Below are 17,743 nucleotides of genomic sequence, written 5' to 3'. Positions count from 1 at the left end.
CCTGCATGAGTCTGCAAGGTAAAGTTGCACTGGTTACCGGCGCAAGCCGTGGCATTGGTCAGGCGATCGCCCTGGAACTGGGCCGTCAGGGCGCCGTCGTGATCGGCACCGCCACTTCCGCTTCAGGCGCCGAGCGTATTGCCGCGACCCTGAAGGAAAACGGCGTTCAGGGCACTGGCCTTGAACTGAACGTGACCAGCGATGAGTCCGTGGCTGCCGTACTGGCCGAGATCACTGCACAGTTCGGCGCCCCGTCGATCCTGGTAAACAACGCCGGTATCACCCGCGACAACCTGATGATGCGCATGAAAGACGACGAGTGGTACGACGTGGTCGATACCAACTTGAACAGTCTGTTCCGCCTGTCCAAGGGCGTTTTGCGCGGCATGACCAAGGCGCGCTGGGGCCGAATTATCAATATTGGCTCCGTAGTGGGTGCCATGGGCAACGCAGGCCAAGTAAACTACGCAGCCGCCAAGGCCGGCCTGGAAGGTTTCAGCCGCGCACTGGCGCGTGAAGTCGGTTCGCGCTCGATTACGGTCAACTCGGTGGCCCCAGGGTTCATCGACACCGATATGACACGCGAACTGCCGGAAGCACAGCGTGAAGCCTTGCTGACGCAGATTCCGCTGGGCCGTCTGGGCCAGGCTCAAGAGATCGCGAATGTGGTCACTTTCCTGGCATCTGACGGTGCGGCATACGTGACTGGGGCTACAATCCCGGTGAACGGCGGGATGTACATGAGTTAAATTGTGACGGATCGCTTCAAAAAAATGTCATACGAGCTGTCTAAAATCCGTTATAAAGCTGCAACTTAATTTATAGGCAGAGGGTCGTTCGGGGTACAGGGTGAAGCTTTCAGTTGAAAAGCTGAAAAGGCTTTCTATACACTTACCCACTGGCCAGCTGCCTGAATTTGTCCATTAGGAGTGAAAACAAGGTATGAGCACCATCGAAGAGCGCGTCAAGAAAATCGTTGCCGAGCAACTGGGTGTTAAAGAAGAAGAAGTGACCAACAGCGCTTCCTTCGTTGAAGACCTGGGTGCCGACTCCCTTGACACCGTTGAGCTGGTGATGGCTCTGGAAGAGGAATTCGAGACCGAAATCCCGGACGAAGAAGCTGAAAAAATCACTACTGTTCAAGCTGCTATCGACTACGTTACTGCCCACCAGGCGTAATAGTTTGTAGTCGTCGCTTGCTGTCAGGGAAAAACCGCACTGCTGTAACGGCGTGCGGTTTTTTCTTTAGCTCCAATGAAAAGTGAGCGCTGAAGCAAAGTGTCGTCATCAAGAAAAAGGAGAGTGCTGTGTCGCGTAGACGCGTCGTAGTCACCGGTATGGGTATGTTGTCGCCACTGGGTACAGATGTGCCGAGCAGTTGGCAGGGCATTCTGGCTGGCCGCAGTGGTATTGGTCTGATCGAACACACAGACCTTTCTGCCTATTCCACCCGTTTTGGCGGCTCGGTAAAGGGGTTCAATGTCGAGGAATATCTCTCGATCAAAGAGTCCCGCAAACTCGACCTGTTCATTCAATACGGTTTGGCTGCTGGTTTTCAGGCAGTGCGTAATGCTGGCTTGGAAGTCACTGACGCCAACCGTGAGCGTATCGGCGTAGCCATGGGTTCGGGCATTGGCGGTTTGACCAATATCGAAGAGACCAGCCGCACGCTGCATGAGACGGGCCCACGTCGGATTTCGCCGTTCTTCGTGCCAGGCTCGATCATCAATATGATTTCCGGCTTCCTGTCCATCCACCTGGGCGCACAGGGACCCAACTACGCAATTGCCACGGCCTGCACCACGGGCACCCACTGCATCGGCATGGCGGCGCGCAACATTGCCTATGACGAGGCGGACGTGATGATTGCCGGCGGCGCCGAAATGGCAGCCTGCGGCCTTGGCATGGGTGGCTTCGGTGCCTCTCGTGCGCTGTCGACCCGCAACGACGAGCCGACCCGCGCCAGCCGTCCCTGGGACAAGGGCCGTGATGGCTTCGTGCTGTCCGACGGTGCCGGTGCCTTGGTATTGGAAGAGTTGGAACACGCCAAGGCGCGTGGTGCCACCATCTATGCCGAATTGATTGGCTTTGGCATGAGTGGCGACGCCTACCACATGACTTCGCCACCGTCCGATGGTGCTGGCGCCGCGCGCTGCATCACCAATGCGTTGCGTGATGCAAAGGTCAATGCCGACCAGGTGCAGTACATCAACGCTCATGGTACCTCGACCCCGACCGGCGATCTGGCGGAAGCCGAGGCCATCAAGTCGGTGTTCGGCGAGCACGCCTATAAGCTGGCGGTCAGCTCCACCAAGTCCATGACCGGTCACCTCTTGGGTGCGGCGGGCGCGGTTGAGGCGATCTTCAGCGTGATGGCCATCAAGGATCAGGTCGCACCGCCGACCATCAACCTGGATGAGCCGGACGAAGGCTGCGACCTGAACTTCGTGCCTCACGAAGCCCAGCCGATGCCGATCGATGTGGCCATCTCCAACTCGTTTGGCTTTGGTGGCACCAACGGCTCCCTGGTGTTCCGCCGGTTCGCCGAGTGATGCACTGCTGGGTCGACGGTCAGCCAGCGGACACCGTGCCCCTGAAAGACCGGGGCCTGGCATACGGCGATGGTCTATTCGAGACCATTGCCGTCAAGGCCGGGCGGCCCGTGCTGCTCGACCGACATCTGCAGCGCCTGGAAGAGGGTTGCCGGCGCCTCGCTTTAAAGGTCGACCACAGCCTTGTGCGCAATGAAGTGCTGGCCTACGCCGCCGGCCTCGGCGAAGGCGTTCTCAAGTTGATTCTCACCCGTGGCGACAGCCTGCGCGGTTACGGCATGAACCCCGACGCAGCGGTGCGTCGCATTGTGCAGGGCAGCCCGCCCGCCTCCTATCCCCTGGCCCACGGAATTGACGGCATTCGTCTGTTTCCGTGTGCCACCCGTCTGGCCGAGCAACCGCTGTTGGCCGGGCTCAAACACCTCAATCGGCTGGAACAGGTGATTGCCCGTGCCGAGTGGCAGGACGTCGAGCATGCCGAAGGCTTGATGCTGGATATGTCCGAACGTGTCATCGAAGGCGTGTTCAGTAATTTATTTATCGTAAGCAACGGTTTGTTACTAACCGCCGATCTGAAGCGTTGCGGGGTTGCTGGCGTCATGCGTGCCGAGATTCTGGCTCAGGCCGAAGCGCTGGGCGTCCCGGTGGCCGTGGCCGACATCAATGTCGAGCAGTTACGGCAGGCGGACGAAGTCTTTGTCTGCAACAGCGTTTATGGCATTTGGCCGGTGCGTGAGTGCGCGGCGATGAGCTGGTCGGTTGGCCCGCTCACCCGTAAACTGCAGGGCATTGTTCGCGCCTTATTGGATATTTGAGTTGATACGAAAACTGGTTGTACTGCTGCTGATCGGTCTGTTTTCCGCCGGTTTGCTGTTGGGCTTTTCTGCCTGGAAACTCGACTCTGCCCTCAAGCAGCCCTTGAAGCTGACCCAGGAGCAATTGCTTGATGTACCGGCCGGGGCAACCCCCACCGGTACCTTCAATCGCCTCGAAGCCGACGGCGTGCTCGACGACGCCTTCTGGTTGCGCCTGTACTGGCGCTTGAACTTGGATGGCCAACCGCTGCACAGCGGTGAATATCGCATGACCCCCGGCATGACTGCCCAGGGGCTGATCGGTTTGTGGCAGCGTGGCGAAGTGGTGCAATACAGCCTCACGTTGGTGGAAGGCTGGAACTTTCGCCAGGTGCGGGCGGCGTTGGCCAAGCACGAAAAAATCGTGCAGACCTTGGCGGGCCTGCCTGACAGCGATGTCATGGATAAGCTCGGTCATCCTGGTGTGTTCCCCGAAGGGCGATTCTTTCCCGATACCTACCGCTTTGTGCGGGGCATGACTGACGTCGAATTCCTGAAAAAAGCCTATAACCGCTTGGACGATGTCCTGGCTCAGGAGTGGAGCAAGCGCGCCGCCGATGCGCCATACACCGATCCTTATCAGGCGCTGATCATGGCGTCTTTGGTGGAGAAGGAAACCGGCATACCGGAAGAGCGCGGTCAGATTGCCGGTGTGTTTGTGCGTCGCTTGAAGATCGGCATGTTGCTGCAGACCGATCCCACGGTGATCTACGGCCTGGGCGAGCGCTACAACGGCAAATTGACCCGCGCCCATCTCAAGGAAGCCAACCCGTACAACACTTACATGGTGGCCGGGTTGCCGCCGACACCGATCGCCATGGTCGGCCGTGAGGCGATCCATGCGGCGTTGAACCCCGCACCGGGCAGCAGCCTGTATTTTGTCGCGCGTGGCGATGGCAGCCATATTTTCTCGGATGATCTGGATGCGCATAATGCAGCCGTGCGCGAGTTTCAACTCAAGCGTCGGGCCGATTACCGCTCCAGTCCGGCACCGGTGGTGAAGCCGCCGGAAGAGGCGGCACCTCCGGCCGAGGCGGTGCCGGACACCGCCGCGCCGCAAAGCCCGCAATGACTCTGACTAAGGACCGCCTGTGACTGGCTTGTTTATTACCCTGGAAGGCCCGGAAGGCGCCGGCAAAAGCACCAACCGCGACTACTTGGCCGAGCGCTTGCGCGCCGAAGGCATCGAGGTGGTGTTGACCCGTGAGCCTGGCGGTACGCCTCTGGCCGAACGCATCCGTGAAGTGCTGTTGGCCCCGGGCGAAGAACAGATGAATCCGGACACCGAGCTGCTGCTGGTGTTCGCCGCCCGCGCCCAGCACCTTGCCGAAGTGATCCGTCCGGCCCTGGCCCGCGGCGCCGTGGTGATCTGCGATCGTTTCACCGATTCGACCTACGCCTACCAGGGCGGTGGTCGCGGCTTACCCCTGGAGCGCATTGCCACGCTGGAAACCTTTGTACAGGGCAGCCTGCGCCCGGACCTGACCCTGTTGTTCGATCTGCCGGTGGAAGTGGGCATGGCGCGCGCCAGCGCCCGTGGCCGTCTGGACCGTTTCGAGCTGGAAGGCCAGGTGTTCTTCGACGCGGTGCGTCGCGCTTTCCTCGCGCGCGCCAAGGCTGAACCTGCGCGCTATCACCTGCTGGATGCGGCGCAACCGTTGGCCAATGTGCAACATGCCATCGATGCGCTGTTGCCCGCGCTACTGGAGCGCGCCCGTGGCTGAAGCCTACCCCTGGCAGGACAGCCTTTGGCAGCAGTTGGCCGGACGTGCCCAGCATGCCCATGCCTATTTGCTGCATGGGCCGGCAGGCATCGGTAAGCGCCATCTGGCCGAGCGCTTGATGGCCAGTCTGTTGTGCCAACGGCCGGTCAACCTGGAGGCTTGCGGCGAGTGCAAATCCTGCTTGTTGCTCAAGGCGGGCAGCCATCCGGATAACTACCTGCTCGAACCGGAAGAGGCCGACAAGGCGATCAAGGTCGACCAGGTGCGCGATCTGGTCAGCTTCGTGGTGCAGACCGCGCAGATGGGCGGGCGCAAAGTGGTGCTGATCGAGCCGGTGGAGGCGATGAACATCAATGCCGCCAACGCCCTGCTCAAAAGCCTCGAAGAGCCTTCCGGCGACACTGTTCTGTTGTTGGTGAGTCACCAGTCCAGCCGCTTGTTGCCCACCATTCGCAGCCGCTGCGTGCAGCAGGCTTGCCCTCTGCCAAGCGAGGCGATGAGTGTGCAATGGCTGGCGCAGGCCCTGCCGGATTGCTCCGCTGAGGAGCGCGTGGAGTTGCTGACCCTGGCGGCCGGCTCGCCACTGGCGGCCGTCAAGCTGCAGGCCCAAGGCGTGCGTGAGCAGCGGGCCCTGGTGGTCGATGGAGTGAAGAAACTGCTCAAGCAGGAGCTGTCCGCCACTCAGTTGGCCGAGACGGCCTGGAAGGATATCCCTCTGCTGCTGTTGTTCGACTGGTTCTGCGACTGGTCCAGCCTGATCCTGCGCTACCAATTGACCCAGGACGAAGCCGGTCTGGGTCTGCCGGATATGCGCAAAGTGGTGCAGTACCTCGCGCAGAAAAGCCCCCAGGCCAAGGTGCTGACTATCCAAGACTGGATCCTTGCCCAGCGCCAGAAAGTCCTCGGCAAAGCCAACCTCAACCGTGTGCTGCTGCTTGAAGCGCTGCTGGTGCAATGGGTTGGCCTGCTCGGGCGCCGTTGATCCTTCGATGGCCGACGAGTGTATCGTTGGTCAGACATTTACCGTGACTTAAGTCGTACCTTCTTATGCTCGTAGATTCCCATTGCCACCTTGACCGCCTTGATCTCGCCCAGCACGCCGGGTCCCTTGACGCTGCGCTTGAAGCGGCGCGCCAGCGCGGGGTAGGGCATTTCCTGTGCATCGGCGTCAGCGCCGAAAACGCCGCTGATGTCAAAGCCCTCGCCGAGCGCTACGCCGATGTGGATTGTTCGGTGGGTATCCACCCGCTGGACCTCAAGCCTGGTGAAGCGCCAGCGCTCGATTGGCTGCTGGCTGAGCTCAATCACCCACGCGTGGTGGCCATTGGCGAGACCGGCCTGGATTACCACTACGAGCCCGAAGCCGCCGAGTTGCAGCAGGCGTCCTTCCGTTTGCACCTGCAAGCCGCCCAGCAGACCGGTAAACCGGTGATCGTCCATACCCGTGGCGCCCGTGCCGACACATTGACGCTGCTGCGCGAAGCCGCCTTGCCCCAGGCCGGTGTGTTGCATTGCTTCACAGAGGACTGGGACATGGCCAAGGCCGCCCTGGACCTGGGTTTCTATATCTCCTTGTCGGGGATTGTCACGTTCCGCAATGCCGATGCCCTGCGCGACGTGGCGCGACAAGTACCGGCCGACCGTCTGCTGGTGGAAACCGACTCGCCATATCTGGCCCCTATCCCCCATCGCGGCAAGCCGAACCTGCCGGAGTACGTACGCGATGTGGCGGATTACCTGGCAATGCTGCGCGGCGTGCCCTACGAGCGGTTCGCCGAGCAGACCACCGAGAACTTCAAACGCCTGTTCCCGTTGGCTCATGTCGCCGCTTGAGGGACCAAATCCCAGGCAAAAAAAACCCGGGTTCTGGGGGGTGAATCCGGGCTAAGACCATTAGGAGTAAACAAGGGTACGCAGTCCGTCGGTACCCAGATCGGCGTTTCACTTGGGGGAGATGTCACGCCGACAGTTGAAGTATTGATCAGTATCCGATTCAGTCCAGTCGCCCCTGATCGTTTTTTAAACAGATTTGGAATACGTGCGCTTCAGTTGAGTTCTCATCGACGCCATGGGCATGGGTGGATGTTGCGTATTATTTCTGACTGATAACCGCTGATTCGTTGGCATGTTGTCATTAAAGTGCAGGGTGGGTTCACATAGGCGTTGCCCAACGACCGTTCAGTCGGGATAATCCCTCGCATCGGGTAAATCGTATCGCCACGTATCCGTGGCCTTGCATGGCCCTCCCTCTACCGACCTCTGCAGATCTCTTCCTCATGCACAAAGAACCCCGTAAGGTCCGTGAGTTTCGCCGCCGAGAGCAGGAAATTCTCGACACCGCGCTCAAGTTGTTCCTCGAACAAGGTGAAGACAGCGTCACCGTCGAGATGATTGCGGATGCCGTGGGTATCGGCAAAGGCACCATCTACAAACATTTCAAATCCAAGGCCGAGATCTACCTGCGCCTGATGCTCGACTACGAGCGCGATTTGAACGAGTTGCTGCATTCGGCCGACGTGGACAAGGACAAGGAAGCCCTGTCCCGCGCCTACTTCGAATTCCGTATGCGTGACCCCCAGCGCTACCGCCTGTTCGACCGACTGGAAGAGAAGGTGGTCAAAGGCCATCAAGTCCCGGAAATGGTCGAGGAGCTGCATAAGATCCGCGCCTCGAACTTCGAACGCCTGACCCTGCTGATCAAAGGCCGTATCAGCGAAGGCAAGCTGGAGGATGTACCGCCGTATTTCCACTATTGCGCCGCCTGGGCGTTGGTGCACGGCGCCGTGGCGCTGTATCACTCGCCGTTCTGGAGCAATGTGCTGGAAGATCAGGAAGGGTTCTTCCAGTTCCTGATGGATATCGGTGTGCGTATGGGCAACAAGCGCAAGCACAGTGCCGAACCGGCGCTTGAAGCCACGCCCGCCACTCAAGATTAGCTGCCAGGCGCAGTAACCCAGGAATATACTCAGGCAAGGATCTTGCTAAAAGCTGATTTATAGGTCAGCTTTTAGTGCGCCCGAATTATCCTCTGCCGGAGTGTTCCATGATCGTTGATCGTCAAGGCAGGCGTTTTCGCAATTTGCGGATCAGCCTGACCTCAGCCTGCAATTACGCGTGTACCTACTGCGTGCCTGATGGCAAGCGGCTGGTGGCTGCCCAGGACGAACTCTCGGCCCAGGCCATGGCCCGTGGCGTGGCGTACCTGATTGAAGCGGCCGGCATCGAGCGTTTACGCATCACTGGCGGTGAGCCGCTGGTCAGTCCCAAGCTGGAAGTGTTCCTCGGTGCCGTGGGCCAGCTGGGGCTGAGCGATATCAGCCTGACCACCAATGGCCAACTGCTTGCTCGCAAATTGCCGCTGCTGGTGGATGCCGGCATCCGGCGTATCAACGTCTCCCTCGATACCCTGGACGCCGGCGCGTTCCGCAGCATTGCCCGTGGCGGCGACCTGGCCACCGTGCTCGATGGCATGGATCAGGCTCGCGCCGCCGGGCTCAAGATCAAGGTCAATATGGTGCCATTGCGCGGCCAGAACCTGGATCAGGTGATGCCGCTGCTCGATTACTGTCTGGAGCGCGGCTACGAGTTGCGCTTTATCGAGTTGATGCGCATGGGCCACCTGGCCAAGGATTCCAATGCCTTTCTGCAGCAGTTCGTCAGCCTGCAACAACTGTTGAGCCTGATCGGCGAACGCTACGAATACTTGCAGGCCAATGCCCCCGTGGACGCCACGGCGGTGCGCTATGAAGTGCCGGGCAAAGGCCATTTCGGCGTGATCGCCAACGAAAGCGTGCCGTTCTGCCGTACTTGCTCGCGGTTGCGGCTGTCGTCCACCGGTTGGTTACATGGCTGTCTATCGTCGAGCAACCGCCACTATGTCGGCGACTTGCTCGACAAGCCCCGTCATCAGGCGCTGCCGGCCTTGCAGGGTTTGTTGATGAAAGCCCTGGGTGATAAGCAGGAAGTGGCATTCTCCGGCGGCGCAACCATCATGAAAATCATCGGCGGCTAACGCCGCATGTGTGCAGCTGCCCTGGCCCAGATTCTGCATCTCGTGCCCATTCGCCGGTTTTCCGTCACCGGCTTCTGGAGGAATAGGATGCGTAGTCTGGTTTTGTTGCTGGCGTCGTTGACGCTGAGTGGTTGCATGACCGTCAGCGATATGGCCGAAGGCACCCGCTATCAGATGAGTGACGCCGGGTTGCTGGATCACAGCGACACTCGCCGCACGGCGTCGATTCGTGTGCAGCCGGATTCCTTTATATTTATCGCCCAGGGCGCGTTTGTGCCGCCGGGCAGTGCCTATCCGCGTCCGAACGTGGTGGCTGAGGAAGCCTTCAATGGTTTCGTCGAATATTTCCCCATGGTACGTCGCGCCCGGCAACCTGAAGGCCTTGAGCAAGCCATGGCTGAAGCCCGTGCGGCGGGCGCTCATTACCTGCTGTACTGCCGCTTCGCCAAGGCCGACGACCGTATCGGTAATGCCGATGAATGGGCCGATCAAGAGGCGCTCGACCGCGTTGGCCTGGACAGCGGCGTTATCCAGATCATGTTGATCGAGACCAGCACCCAATATTTGATTGATACTGCACGTATTCGCAGTCGTGGCGGTTTACTGACATTCCACGACAATAAGCCACAAGACCTGATTGCCCGCCCTCTGGCGCAGTATGCACGCAGCTTGCTGGGTATGAGTGATCAATAGGTCCGGCGCATCCTCAAGGGAGAACCCATGACCGATTCCGCCAAGGCCAACGATCTGTTGGCGCAACTGCCCAAAGGCAAGGGCCCGGCACCGGTGCATCTGTGGAACCCGGAGTTCTGCGGCAATATCGACATGCGCATCGCCCGCGACGGCACCTGGTTTTACCAAGGCACACCGATCGGGCGAAAGCCGATGGTCAAATTGTTCTCCAATATCATTCGCCGCGATGGCGATGATTACTTTCTGGTTACCCCGGTGGAAAAAGTCGGGATCGTGGTCGACGACGCGCCGTTCGTTGCGGTGACATTGGAGGTGGAAGGCGAGGGCGAAAGTCAGCGGCTGCGCTTGACCACCAACGTCGACGAGCAGATCGAGGCGGGTCTCGAACATCCCCTAAGGGTGGTGATTGACCCGGTCACCGAAGAGCCATCGCCTTATCTGCGCGTGCGCGCCAACCTCGAAGCCCTGGTGCATCGCAACGTGTTCTATCAATTGGTCGAGTTGGCGGTGAGTCGTCCGATCAACGGGCGAAATTGGCTGGGTGTGTGGAGCGGCGGGGAGTTTTTCCCGATTGGCTTGGAACCCTGAGGCCGGTTTTTACCAGGCCCTGACATAATTCGCTTGCCGCTCACCGGGCCTTTCGGTTATCAATTTGTACATGATTAGACATGTGCGATTCGATAAGAAAAAACGCGTCGTCGACGAACTCATCCGCCGCATTGAAGGTGGCATGATGGCCGACGGTTTCCTGCTGCCGGGCGAGCACCAATTGGCCGAAGAGTTCGGGGTCAGCCGAGGCACCTTGCGCGAGGCGCTGGCCGAGCTGAAGCGCCGCAACTACATCGCCACCCAGAGCGGGGTCGGCTCCATTGTCACCTTTGACGGCATGGTGCTCGATCAAGCCAGCGGCTGGGCGCAGGCCTTGGCCGATACGGGGGCGTTGATCACCACTGACGTCCTGCGCCTGGAAGCGGTAACCCGCCCGGACTTGCTCAACCGCTTCGGCAGCGATCAGTTCATCGCCCTCGACCGGCGCCGTCGGACCACCGATGGCACTGCCGTGTCCCTGGAACGCTCGTTGATGCCCGCCGCTGGCAGTCTTGAGAGCCTGCCCCGGGTCGGCCTGATCGACAATTCTCTGACCATTACCCTGGCGGCCTATGGCTATGTCGGCGCTGATGGCGACCAGTGGATCGGTGCCGAGCCATTGAGCGACGAAGACGCCGAGCTGCTGGGTCGCCCAGTCGGCACGGTGTTTTTGAAGGCTTCGCGAACCACTTTCGACCGTCGCGGACGTTTTATGGAGTACGTCGAAAGCGTGCTTGACCCTGTGCACTTTCGCCTGCACCTGCAATTCGGAACCGCCAAATGACCCCGCATAATCGCGCCCTCGGCGCCTTTTACGGCCTGGCCCTGGGCGATGCCCTCGGCATGCCGACCCAATCCCTCAACCGCGAGCAGGTACGCGCGCGGTTCGGCGCGATCACAACGCTGGTCGATGCCCACGCCGACCAACCCATCGCCCCCAACATGCCCGCCGGCTCGGTGACCGATGACACCGAGCAAGCGATTCTGGTGGGCGAGTTGTTGGTGCAAGGCCAGGGCACGATCGAGCCTGCGGTCCTCGCCCAGCGCCTGATCGACTGGGAAGCGAGCATGCGCGCCAAGGGCTCCCAGGACTTGCTCGGTCCCTCCACCAAGCGCGCGATCGACATGATCCTCGCCGGCCATACTCCAGAGGAATCCGGGCGTTATGGCACCACTAACGGCGCGGCCATGCGTATCACGCCGGTGGGCATTGCCGCCGATGTCAACGATTCGGTTCGATTTGTCCAGTCGGTGATCCAGGCGTGCCAAGTCACCCACAACACGACCCTGGGCATCTCCAGCGCGGCAGCGGTGGCGGCGGTGGTTTCGGCCGGTATCAACGGCGTGGATCTAGGCGAAGCGTTAAGCATCGGCACCCAGATTGCCCAACAAACCGAGAGCCATGGCCATTGGGTGGCGGGTGGGCGGATTTCCACGCGCATCAGTTGGGCGCGCACCTTGAGCGTTGGCAGCGGCGATACCGCGCTGTTCGCTGACCTGTTGTATGAGTTGATCGGCACCTCCGTGGCCTCCCAGGAGTCAGTGGTGGTGTCGTTCGCCCTCGCGCAGCGGGTGGCGGTGGGTGAGCTGACGGCGCTGGACGCGTTGTGCCTGGCCGCCAGCCTCGGCGGCGATACCGACACCATTGCAGCGATGCTGGGCGCCATGCTTGGCGCTTGTCTGGGCATGCAGTGCTGGCCACCAGCGATGATCGAGCAGGTCAAACGGGTCAATGGGCTGGATTTGCAACCCTTGGTCCAGGGGCTGCTCGCCTTGCGTTAAGCGCGCGTTGCGACGTGCGTTGCTGAACACAGTCAGGATGACGGGTTAACCCTTTAACTATTTGCCATCACCACAACAAATACAGGCATCAGGAGCAGCACCATGAGCAGCACGTCTGCCGGCCATAACGCCGGGCAATTGGAAACACGCGGTATCGAACCGGTCCCCGAAGCGGAGTGCAATGGTCATCCGCTGCAGCTGTTCTGGGTGTGGTTCGCCGCCAATATCAGCATCCTCGGCCTGCCGCTGGGCGCCACGTTGGTGGCGTTTCGCGGCTTGGCGATCTGGCAGGCGGTGATCGTGGCGATCCTCGGCGCCGCCGGTTCCTTTGCTGTGGTGGGCATCATCTCCATCGCCGGCCGACGCGGCCGCGCACCCAGCCTGACGCTGTCGCGCGCCATCTTCGGCGTGCGCGGTAATATCGGTCCGACTTTGGTTTCGCTGATGTCGCGCCTGGGCTGGGAAACCGTCAACACCACCACCGCTGCGTTTGTGCTGCTGTCGCTGTGCTCAATCCTGTTCGGCTCGGCGGTCGAGGCCAAAAGCGCGCCGGTGCTGACCCTGATCTTTATCGGCATTTTCGTGCTGCTGACCCTGGCGGTCTCCGGCCTGGGCCATGCCACATTGTTGGTGATCCAGAAATGGGCCACTTACGTGTTTGGCGCGTTGAATATCCTAGTGGGTGGTTTTCTCTGCGCCACCATCGACTGGAACGCCGTGTTCAATGCCACGCCGGCACCGCTGAGCGCGATGATCATCGGCATCGGCACCATGGCGGCCGGTACCGGTATCGGCTGGGCCAACGCCGGTGCCGATATGTCGCGCTATCAGCACCGCAGCGTGAAGGCCACGCGACTGGTGGCGTCCGCTGCCTTTGGCGCGGGCATTCCGCTGGTGCTGTTGATCACCCTGGGCGGCCTGTTGTCGGTGGGCAATAACGACCTGGCGGCGGCCACGGACCCGATCATCGCGATCCGCGACATGCTGCCCACCTGGATGGCGGTGCCGTACCTGATCACGGCGTTCGGGGGGCTATTGCTGTCGAATAACCTGTCGGTGTATTCGGCGGGGCTGACCACCCTGACCCTCGGTTTGAAGGTCAAGCGCGTACATGCGGTGATCGTCGATATCGTGGCGATCTTCGCCGGTTCGATTTACTTCATGCTGATTGCCGACAGTTTCTACGGCCCGTTTATTACCTTCATTTCACTGCTGGCGGTGCCGATTACCGCGTGGGTCGGCATCTTCGTGGTCGACTTGATCCACCGTCACTACTACAGCGCCCAGGATCTGCTGGACGTCAGCCCCAGCAGCGCGTACTGGTATCGCGGCGGCGTGGAATGGCGCGCATTCGGCGCGTGGGCCGTGGCGATCGTGCTGGGTTTCAGCTTTACCACCATCGGCACTACCGCTGACAACATATGGTTTGCCGGGCCGTTGTCCGACTCCTGGCTGGGCCATAACGGCCTGGGTTGGATTGTCACGTTCTTGGTCGCGGGTGGGATCTACGCCGTGCTGGGTGGTGCATCTGATCGACGCCCGGCGCTGGTCGAGGGCGCGCATGTCTAGATTGCTGCACACGGGGCAGGTCATCGTCGACCTGGTCATGGCCCTCGATACATTGCCTGCCACGGGGGGCGACGTACTGGCCCAATCGGCCAGTTTCGAAACCGGCGGCGGCTTCAATGTGATGGCCGCCGCGCGACGCAACGGCATGCCGGTGGTGTACTTGGGGCGCCATGGCACCGGGCGCTTCGGCGATCTGGCCCGTGCGGCGATGCAGGCGGACGGCATCGACATGGCCCTGGCACCGAGCAGTGGCAAGGACACAGGCCTATGCGTGGCCCTGACCGAGGCGTCCACGGAGCGAACTTTTATCTCGCGCCTTGGGGCAGAGGGGGAACTGAGCGCCGAAGATTTGGCCAGCGTGGTGCCATGTGCCGATGACTACGTGTATGTCAGCGGCTACAGCCTGCTGCTGGAAGGCAAGGCCCAGCCGCTGATCGACTGGCTGCTGGCCTTACCGCGGACCATCGCGGTGGTGTTCGATCCGGGACCGCTGGCCAAGGGGCCGAATTCGGCACTGATGGTTGCCTTGCTGCCGCGCATCGATATCTGGACCAGCAACGGGCCAGAAGCACTGGCATTCACCGGGGCGGCGGATATTGCGCAGGCGTTGACCGACCTCGCTCTGCACTTACCCGCTGACACGCTGTTGGTGGTACGGGATGGTCCGAATGGCTGCTGGGTAGGGCGTGGGGCTCAGATCGAACATGTGCCTGGGTTCATGGTGCAGGCGGTGGATAGCAATGGCGCTGGGGACGCGCACGCGGGGGTGATGATTGCCGGTCTGGCCCAAGGCCTCGAACCGGTGGAATCGGCGCGCCGTGCAAATGCGGCGGCGGCGTTGGCGGTGACGCGCTGGGGCCCGGCCACTGCGCCGACCGGTGCTGAAGTCGACGCCTTCCTCAAACCATGACAACCAACGGTGGCAGGACGCGGACGTCCTCCCACCGCTGCCAAGACAGGGTCAACCGGCCTTCTTCAACGCTTCGATCAACTGATCTTTACGCATGCTCGAACGCCCGCGGATATCTTTCGCCCGGGCTTCTTTGAGCAGGCTTTCCTTGGTCTGGGTGCTTAAGGACACGCGGCTGTTGCGCGGGTGCCCTTCACGGCTGGCGGCAGCCCGCTTGGCCGAGTCATGACGATCCTGGGCCTTCTTCGCCGGGGCCTTGCGCTGACCCGAGCCGCCGGCCTTTTCGCCCCCGCCAGACTGCTTGTTGACGGTGGCCCACGCACGGGCTTCGGCTTCGGATTTGGGCACGCCTTTGTCCTCGTAACTCTGTTCGATACGGGAGGCTTTACGCTTCTGTGCGGCGGTGTATTTGGCTTTGCTTCCAAGAGGCATTGCGATACTCCTACTGGCCCTGTCGCCAGGGCCAGACCAGACAAAATGAATTACTGAGGGTCGGCACTTTCCAGCTTGCGCGCCTCATCGACACCCGACGCGGTCAACTTGATCGGCAGGTTCAAGGCATATTCACCGGCAGCGTCGGTGGTCACGTGACCGTCCTTGATAAGTCCACGGTCTTGAAGGAACGCCAAGGCACTGGCGACTACTTTCTCACCGCGGTAGTTGTCGAGCACCTCCTTGCCCAAACCATGGGGATGGGCGTGCAACAGGCGGGTGAGGACTTCTCTCTCAAGGTTCTTATCGACGTTCATGCGTACCTCTTCATGGGGAAATGATCGGGTGTTCGACTCGCGTGCGATGAATCAAGGTGCAGGTTGCTTCGGCGCACCCGGCAGGTTCGAGTCGTCGCCTTTGTTGATCTTCGGCTCGTTCACCGACGGGCCCATCTTGCCGTTACCCACCGCAGCCGGTGCCTGGCGTTGGGTGTCATGGCCTTGAGTGTGCGGGTCGGCGGCGTTGGTGTTATCGATCACCGCGCCGCCATTGGTGTCCAGGCCCGTGCCCATGGACTTCTGCGACTCGGTGGTGGCGTCCGGGTTGGTCGGGCCGGTGGATGAGGTCGCGGCGAAGCTGCTCAGGGAAACCGCGGACAGCAGACCGGCGAGGGCGAGGGCAGCACATTTGGAATGGTTCATGAGGGTGTCTCCTTATGATTAATGTCCTTACCCTTTGTTGGTCAGCCGACGTTTATTGATCGTGCCTCGATGGCGACGAACGGTATCAAGTTGCCTGTAAAAATTTGTGTGTCAGCGCACCGGGCCACATCGACGCCACCTCGTAGCCCATAAAATTGCGCTGCAATCAGTCATCAAAGCGCCTTAGTATGTGGGCTTTGACATTGCCAAGGCTCGCCCATGACCATCGAGATTCGTCCCGCCGTGCCCAGTGACGCTGCGCAGATCCTGACTTTTATCACCGAGCTTGCGGAGTACGAAAAAGCCCGGCATGAAGTGATCGCCAGTGTGGTGGACATTGAACGTAGCCTGTTCAGCGAGGGCGCCACCGCCCATGGTCTGATTTGCTTGCGGGACGGCGTGCCCATCGGTTTTGCAGTGTTTTTCTTCAGCTACTCCACCTGGCTGGGCAGTAACTGCCTGTACCTCGAAGACCTCTACATCAACCCGGAACAACGTGGCGGCGGGGCGGGCAAGAAGTTGTTGCGCCATTTGGCCAAGATCGCGTTCGACAATGGCTGCGGGCGCTTTGAGTGGAGCGTGCTGGACTGGAACGAGCCGGCGATTGCCTTCTACAAATCCATTGGCGCACAGCCGCAGGAAGAGTGGGTGCGGTACCGCATGGAAGGCGATGCGTTGCGTGACTTCGCCTTGGGTTGAGGCTGAAAGTCGTTCTATTACTTGATCAATTACCGGCATGGATGTGCCGGTTTTTTTACATTTTTTCTCACAATATGGGATGTAAATTTATATATTGAGATGTTTCAAGTTCTAGGTTTATAGTCGGCGGCATCAGCACTCACTACCAAAAATAAAACAGGTGAAGCGATGCAGGCACAACCGTTGTCGTTGCCCAGGGTGCCCGAGCCTACTTACGGCGAGCGTCTCAAAGGCAAGGTGGTCGTGATCACCGGTGCCGCCCAAGGTATTGGCGAGGCGATCGTCGCGTGCTTTCAAGCCCAGCAGGCGCAGTTGGTGATCGGCGATATCCAGGGCGACAAGGTCGAGGCCGTTGCCGCTCACTGGCGCGAACGCGGCGCCCAGATCCATGCACTCCCTATCGATATCACCGCCAAAGAACAGTGGCAGGCGCTGGTCAACCTGGCCATCGAGCGCTTCGGGCGTGTGGATGTGCTGGTCAATTGCGCCGGGGTCAATGTGTTCCGCGACCCGCTGGAAATGACCGACGAAGACTGGCGCCGCTGCTTCGCCATCGATCTCGACGGTGCCTGGTTCGGCTGTCGCACGGTGTTGCCGCACATGATCGAGCAGGGCATCGGCAATATCATCAACATCGCCTCCACCCATTCCAGCCACATCATTCCCGGGTGCTTTCCGTACCCGGTGGCCAAACATGGCCTGCTCGGCCTGACCCGCGCGCTGGGCATCGAATACGCGCCCAAAGGCATCCGCGTGAATGCGATTGCGCCGGGCTATATCGAAACCCAGCTGAATGTCGATTACTGGAACGGTTTCCCCGACCCCCACGCCGAACGCCAGCGCGCCTTCGACCTGCACCCGCCCAAGCGCATCGGCCAACCGGTCGAGGTGGCGATGACGGCGCTGTTCCTGGCCACCGACGAAGCGCCTTTTATCAATGCCACCTGCCTGATGATCGATGGCGGGCGGTCTGTGATGTACCACGACTAGAACCTGCCGCTCTCCAATAACAACAAGAGGTGCCGTTCATGAAAAAAGCCTTACGTGTTCTCGCTACCGCCGTTGCGTTCAGCAGCCTCAGCTCCTTCGCCGTGGCTGCGGATACAGTCAAAATCGGCTTCCTGGTCAAACAAGCCGAAGAACCCTGGTTCCAGACCGAGTGGGCCTTCGCCGAAAAGGCCGCCAAGGACAAGGGGTTTGAGTTGATCAAGATCGCCGTGCCCGACG

The 17,743-nt window shown here is 60.6% G+C and carries 21 protein-coding genes and 1 pseudogene; 19 read left to right on the top strand and 3 right to left on the bottom strand.

From position 1 onward, the window contains the following. The first annotated feature begins 5 nt into the window (after positions 1 to 5). From fabG to FIV35_RS22040, 16 genes are all read left to right on the top strand, one after another. On the top strand, positions 6 to 749 hold the full coding sequence (gene fabG / locus FIV35_RS22115; protein ID WP_034139026.1) for a 3-oxoacyl-ACP reductase FabG: 744 nt from the start codon (positions 6 to 8) through the stop codon (positions 747 to 749). 193 nt (positions 750 to 942) lie between these two features. Continuing rightward, entirely contained in the window at positions 943 to 1,179 is a 237-nt protein-coding gene (acpP, locus tag FIV35_RS22110) for an acyl carrier protein (protein ID WP_016973676.1), read from the top strand. Positions 1,180 to 1,307: 128 nt separating this feature from the next. Continuing rightward, a complete protein-coding gene (fabF, locus tag FIV35_RS22105) occupies positions 1,308 to 2,552 on the top strand; it encodes a beta-ketoacyl-ACP synthase II (protein WP_034099890.1) in 1,245 nt (414 codons plus the stop codon). Further along, entirely contained in the window at positions 2,552 to 3,367 is an 816-nt protein-coding gene (pabC, locus tag FIV35_RS22100) for an aminodeoxychorismate lyase (RefSeq protein ID WP_034139025.1), read from the top strand. The genes fabF and pabC overlap by 1 nt, the downstream gene beginning before the upstream one ends. 1 nt (position 3,368) lies before the next feature. Next, on the top strand, positions 3,369 to 4,478 hold the full coding sequence (gene mltG, locus FIV35_RS22095; protein ID WP_034139024.1) for an endolytic transglycosylase MltG: 1,110 nt from the start codon (positions 3,369 to 3,371) through the stop codon (positions 4,476 to 4,478). Between the two features lie 19 nt (positions 4,479 to 4,497). Then, complete coding sequence (tmk, locus tag FIV35_RS22090) at positions 4,498 to 5,130, top strand: dTMP kinase (protein WP_034139023.1); 633 nt, start codon at positions 4,498 to 4,500, stop codon at positions 5,128 to 5,130. After that, positions 5,123 to 6,112 (top strand): DNA polymerase III subunit delta', encoded by a 990-nt coding sequence (locus FIV35_RS22085; protein WP_034099886.1) that lies wholly within the window; start codon positions 5,123 to 5,125, stop codon positions 6,110 to 6,112. Before tmk ends, FIV35_RS22085 begins: the two co-directional genes overlap by 8 nt. Before the next feature lie 65 nt (positions 6,113 to 6,177). Then, on the top strand, positions 6,178 to 6,963 hold the full coding sequence (locus FIV35_RS22080; protein WP_034139022.1) for a TatD family hydrolase: 786 nt from the start codon (positions 6,178 to 6,180) through the stop codon (positions 6,961 to 6,963). Between the two features lie 443 nt (positions 6,964 to 7,406). Further along, positions 7,407 to 8,066: a TetR/AcrR family transcriptional regulator gene (locus FIV35_RS22075; RefSeq protein ID WP_034139021.1), complete on the top strand. Its 660-nt coding sequence runs from the start codon at positions 7,407 to 7,409 to the stop codon at positions 8,064 to 8,066. 107 nt (positions 8,067 to 8,173) lie between these two features. Further along, on the top strand, positions 8,174 to 9,142 hold the full coding sequence (locus FIV35_RS22070) for a GTP 3',8-cyclase MoaA (RefSeq protein ID WP_034139020.1): 969 nt from the start codon (positions 8,174 to 8,176) through the stop codon (positions 9,140 to 9,142). Positions 9,143 to 9,229: 87 nt separating this feature from the next. Continuing rightward, positions 9,230 to 9,835 carry a DUF4823 domain-containing protein gene (locus FIV35_RS22065; RefSeq protein ID WP_034139019.1) on the top strand — a complete coding sequence of 202 codons (606 nt, stop codon included), beginning with the start codon at positions 9,230 to 9,232 and terminating at the stop codon, positions 9,833 to 9,835. A 27-nt stretch (positions 9,836 to 9,862) separates the two neighbouring features. Further along, positions 9,863 to 10,423: a DUF1285 domain-containing protein gene (locus FIV35_RS22060; protein ID WP_034139018.1), complete on the top strand. Its 561-nt coding sequence runs from the start codon at positions 9,863 to 9,865 to the stop codon at positions 10,421 to 10,423. A 70-nt stretch (positions 10,424 to 10,493) separates the two neighbouring features. Beyond that, entirely contained in the window at positions 10,494 to 11,207 is a 714-nt protein-coding gene (locus FIV35_RS22055; protein ID WP_034139017.1) for a GntR family transcriptional regulator, read from the top strand. After that, complete coding sequence (locus FIV35_RS22050) at positions 11,204 to 12,205, top strand: ADP-ribosylglycohydrolase family protein (protein ID WP_034139016.1); 1,002 nt, start codon at positions 11,204 to 11,206, stop codon at positions 12,203 to 12,205. The genes FIV35_RS22055 and FIV35_RS22050 overlap by 4 nt, the downstream gene beginning before the upstream one ends. A 102-nt stretch (positions 12,206 to 12,307) precedes the next feature. Then, positions 12,308 to 13,774, top strand: coding sequence for a purine-cytosine permease family protein (locus tag FIV35_RS22045; protein ID WP_034139015.1), 1,467 nt, complete (start codon positions 12,308 to 12,310; stop codon positions 13,772 to 13,774). Continuing rightward, positions 13,767 to 14,684 (top strand): PfkB family carbohydrate kinase, encoded by a 918-nt coding sequence (locus FIV35_RS22040; protein WP_034139014.1) that lies wholly within the window; start codon positions 13,767 to 13,769, stop codon positions 14,682 to 14,684. Before FIV35_RS22045 ends, FIV35_RS22040 begins: the two co-directional genes overlap by 8 nt. Positions 14,685 to 14,735: 51 nt before the next feature. On the opposite strand, the gene FIV35_RS22035 is transcribed toward FIV35_RS22040, so the two are convergent. From FIV35_RS22035 to FIV35_RS22025, 3 genes are read right to left on the bottom strand one after another with little or no spacing between them, the layout of a single operon-like run. Further along, on the bottom strand, positions 14,736 to 15,116 hold the full coding sequence (locus tag FIV35_RS22035; RefSeq protein ID WP_034139013.1) for a termination factor Rho: 381 nt from the start codon (positions 15,114 to 15,116) through the stop codon (positions 14,736 to 14,738). Positions 15,117 to 15,166: 50 nt separating this feature from the next. Then, positions 15,167 to 15,433 carry a hypothetical protein gene (locus FIV35_RS22030; protein WP_034114858.1) on the bottom strand — a complete coding sequence of 89 codons (267 nt, stop codon included), beginning with the start codon at positions 15,431 to 15,433 and terminating at the stop codon, positions 15,167 to 15,169. A gap of 51 nt (positions 15,434 to 15,484) precedes the next feature. Continuing rightward, positions 15,485 to 15,817: a hypothetical protein gene (locus FIV35_RS22025; protein WP_034139012.1), complete on the bottom strand. Its 333-nt coding sequence runs from the start codon at positions 15,815 to 15,817 to the stop codon at positions 15,485 to 15,487. A 219-nt stretch (positions 15,818 to 16,036) separates the two neighbouring features. Here FIV35_RS22025 and FIV35_RS22020 point away from each other — a divergent pair, with 219 nt between their 5' ends. From FIV35_RS22020 to FIV35_RS22010, 3 genes and pseudogenes are all read left to right on the top strand, one after another. Next, the gene (locus FIV35_RS22020; RefSeq protein ID WP_034139011.1) at positions 16,037 to 16,516 is read left to right on the top strand and encodes a GNAT family N-acetyltransferase; all 480 of its coding nucleotides are present in this window, start codon (positions 16,037 to 16,039) and stop codon (positions 16,514 to 16,516) included. A gap of 168 nt (positions 16,517 to 16,684) precedes the next feature. Further along, a complete protein-coding gene (locus FIV35_RS22015; protein ID WP_034139010.1) occupies positions 16,685 to 17,506 on the top strand; it encodes an SDR family oxidoreductase in 822 nt (273 codons plus the stop codon). Between the two features lie 38 nt (positions 17,507 to 17,544). After that, positions 17,545 to 17,743: pseudogene (locus FIV35_RS22010) on the top strand (arabinose ABC transporter substrate-binding protein); the annotation flags it as partial.

It is taken from the genome of Pseudomonas rhodesiae (assembly GCF_007858255.1).
GTDB classification, from domain to species: domain Bacteria; phylum Pseudomonadota; class Gammaproteobacteria; order Pseudomonadales; family Pseudomonadaceae; genus Aquipseudomonas; species Aquipseudomonas rhodesiae.
Note: the sequence above shows the minus strand (reverse complement) of the source record. Positions and strands in the feature narration are given on the sequence as shown.

What these genes read in the sequence shown, in the direction of transcription:
- fabG (WP_034139026.1), top strand. Translation starts at nt 6, where the DNA reads ATGAGTCTGCAAGGTAAAGTTGCACTGGTTACCGGCGCAAGCCGTGGC.
- acpP (WP_016973676.1), top strand. Translation starts at nt 943, where the DNA reads ATGAGCACCATCGAAGAGCGCGTCAAGAAAATCGTTGCCGAGCAACTG.
- pabC (WP_034139025.1), top strand. Translation starts at nt 2,552, where the DNA reads ATGCACTGCTGGGTCGACGGTCAGCCAGCGGACACCGTGCCCCTGAAA.
- FIV35_RS22080 (WP_034139022.1), top strand. Translation starts at nt 6,178, where the DNA reads ATGCTCGTAGATTCCCATTGCCACCTTGACCGCCTTGATCTCGCCCAG.
- FIV35_RS22075 (WP_034139021.1), top strand. Translation starts at nt 7,407, where the DNA reads ATGCACAAAGAACCCCGTAAGGTCCGTGAGTTTCGCCGCCGAGAGCAG.
- FIV35_RS22070 (WP_034139020.1), top strand. Translation starts at nt 8,174, where the DNA reads ATGATCGTTGATCGTCAAGGCAGGCGTTTTCGCAATTTGCGGATCAGC.
- FIV35_RS22065 (WP_034139019.1), top strand. Translation starts at nt 9,230, where the DNA reads ATGCGTAGTCTGGTTTTGTTGCTGGCGTCGTTGACGCTGAGTGGTTGC.
- FIV35_RS22060 (WP_034139018.1), top strand. Translation starts at nt 9,863, where the DNA reads ATGACCGATTCCGCCAAGGCCAACGATCTGTTGGCGCAACTGCCCAAA.
- FIV35_RS22055 (WP_034139017.1), top strand. Translation starts at nt 10,494, where the DNA reads ATGATTAGACATGTGCGATTCGATAAGAAAAAACGCGTCGTCGACGAA.
- FIV35_RS22050 (WP_034139016.1), top strand. Translation starts at nt 11,204, where the DNA reads ATGACCCCGCATAATCGCGCCCTCGGCGCCTTTTACGGCCTGGCCCTG.
- FIV35_RS22045 (WP_034139015.1), top strand. Translation starts at nt 12,308, where the DNA reads ATGAGCAGCACGTCTGCCGGCCATAACGCCGGGCAATTGGAAACACGC.
- FIV35_RS22040 (WP_034139014.1), top strand. Translation starts at nt 13,767, where the DNA reads ATGTCTAGATTGCTGCACACGGGGCAGGTCATCGTCGACCTGGTCATG.
- FIV35_RS22035 (WP_034139013.1), bottom strand. Translation starts at nt 15,116, where the DNA reads ATGCCTCTTGGAAGCAAAGCCAAATACACCGCCGCACAGAAGCGTAAA.
- FIV35_RS22030 (WP_034114858.1), bottom strand. Translation starts at nt 15,433, where the DNA reads ATGAACGTCGATAAGAACCTTGAGAGAGAAGTCCTCACCCGCCTGTTG.
- FIV35_RS22025 (WP_034139012.1), bottom strand. Translation starts at nt 15,817, where the DNA reads ATGAACCATTCCAAATGTGCTGCCCTCGCCCTCGCCGGTCTGCTGTCC.
- FIV35_RS22020 (WP_034139011.1), top strand. Translation starts at nt 16,037, where the DNA reads ATGACCATCGAGATTCGTCCCGCCGTGCCCAGTGACGCTGCGCAGATC.
- FIV35_RS22015 (WP_034139010.1), top strand. Translation starts at nt 16,685, where the DNA reads ATGCAGGCACAACCGTTGTCGTTGCCCAGGGTGCCCGAGCCTACTTAC.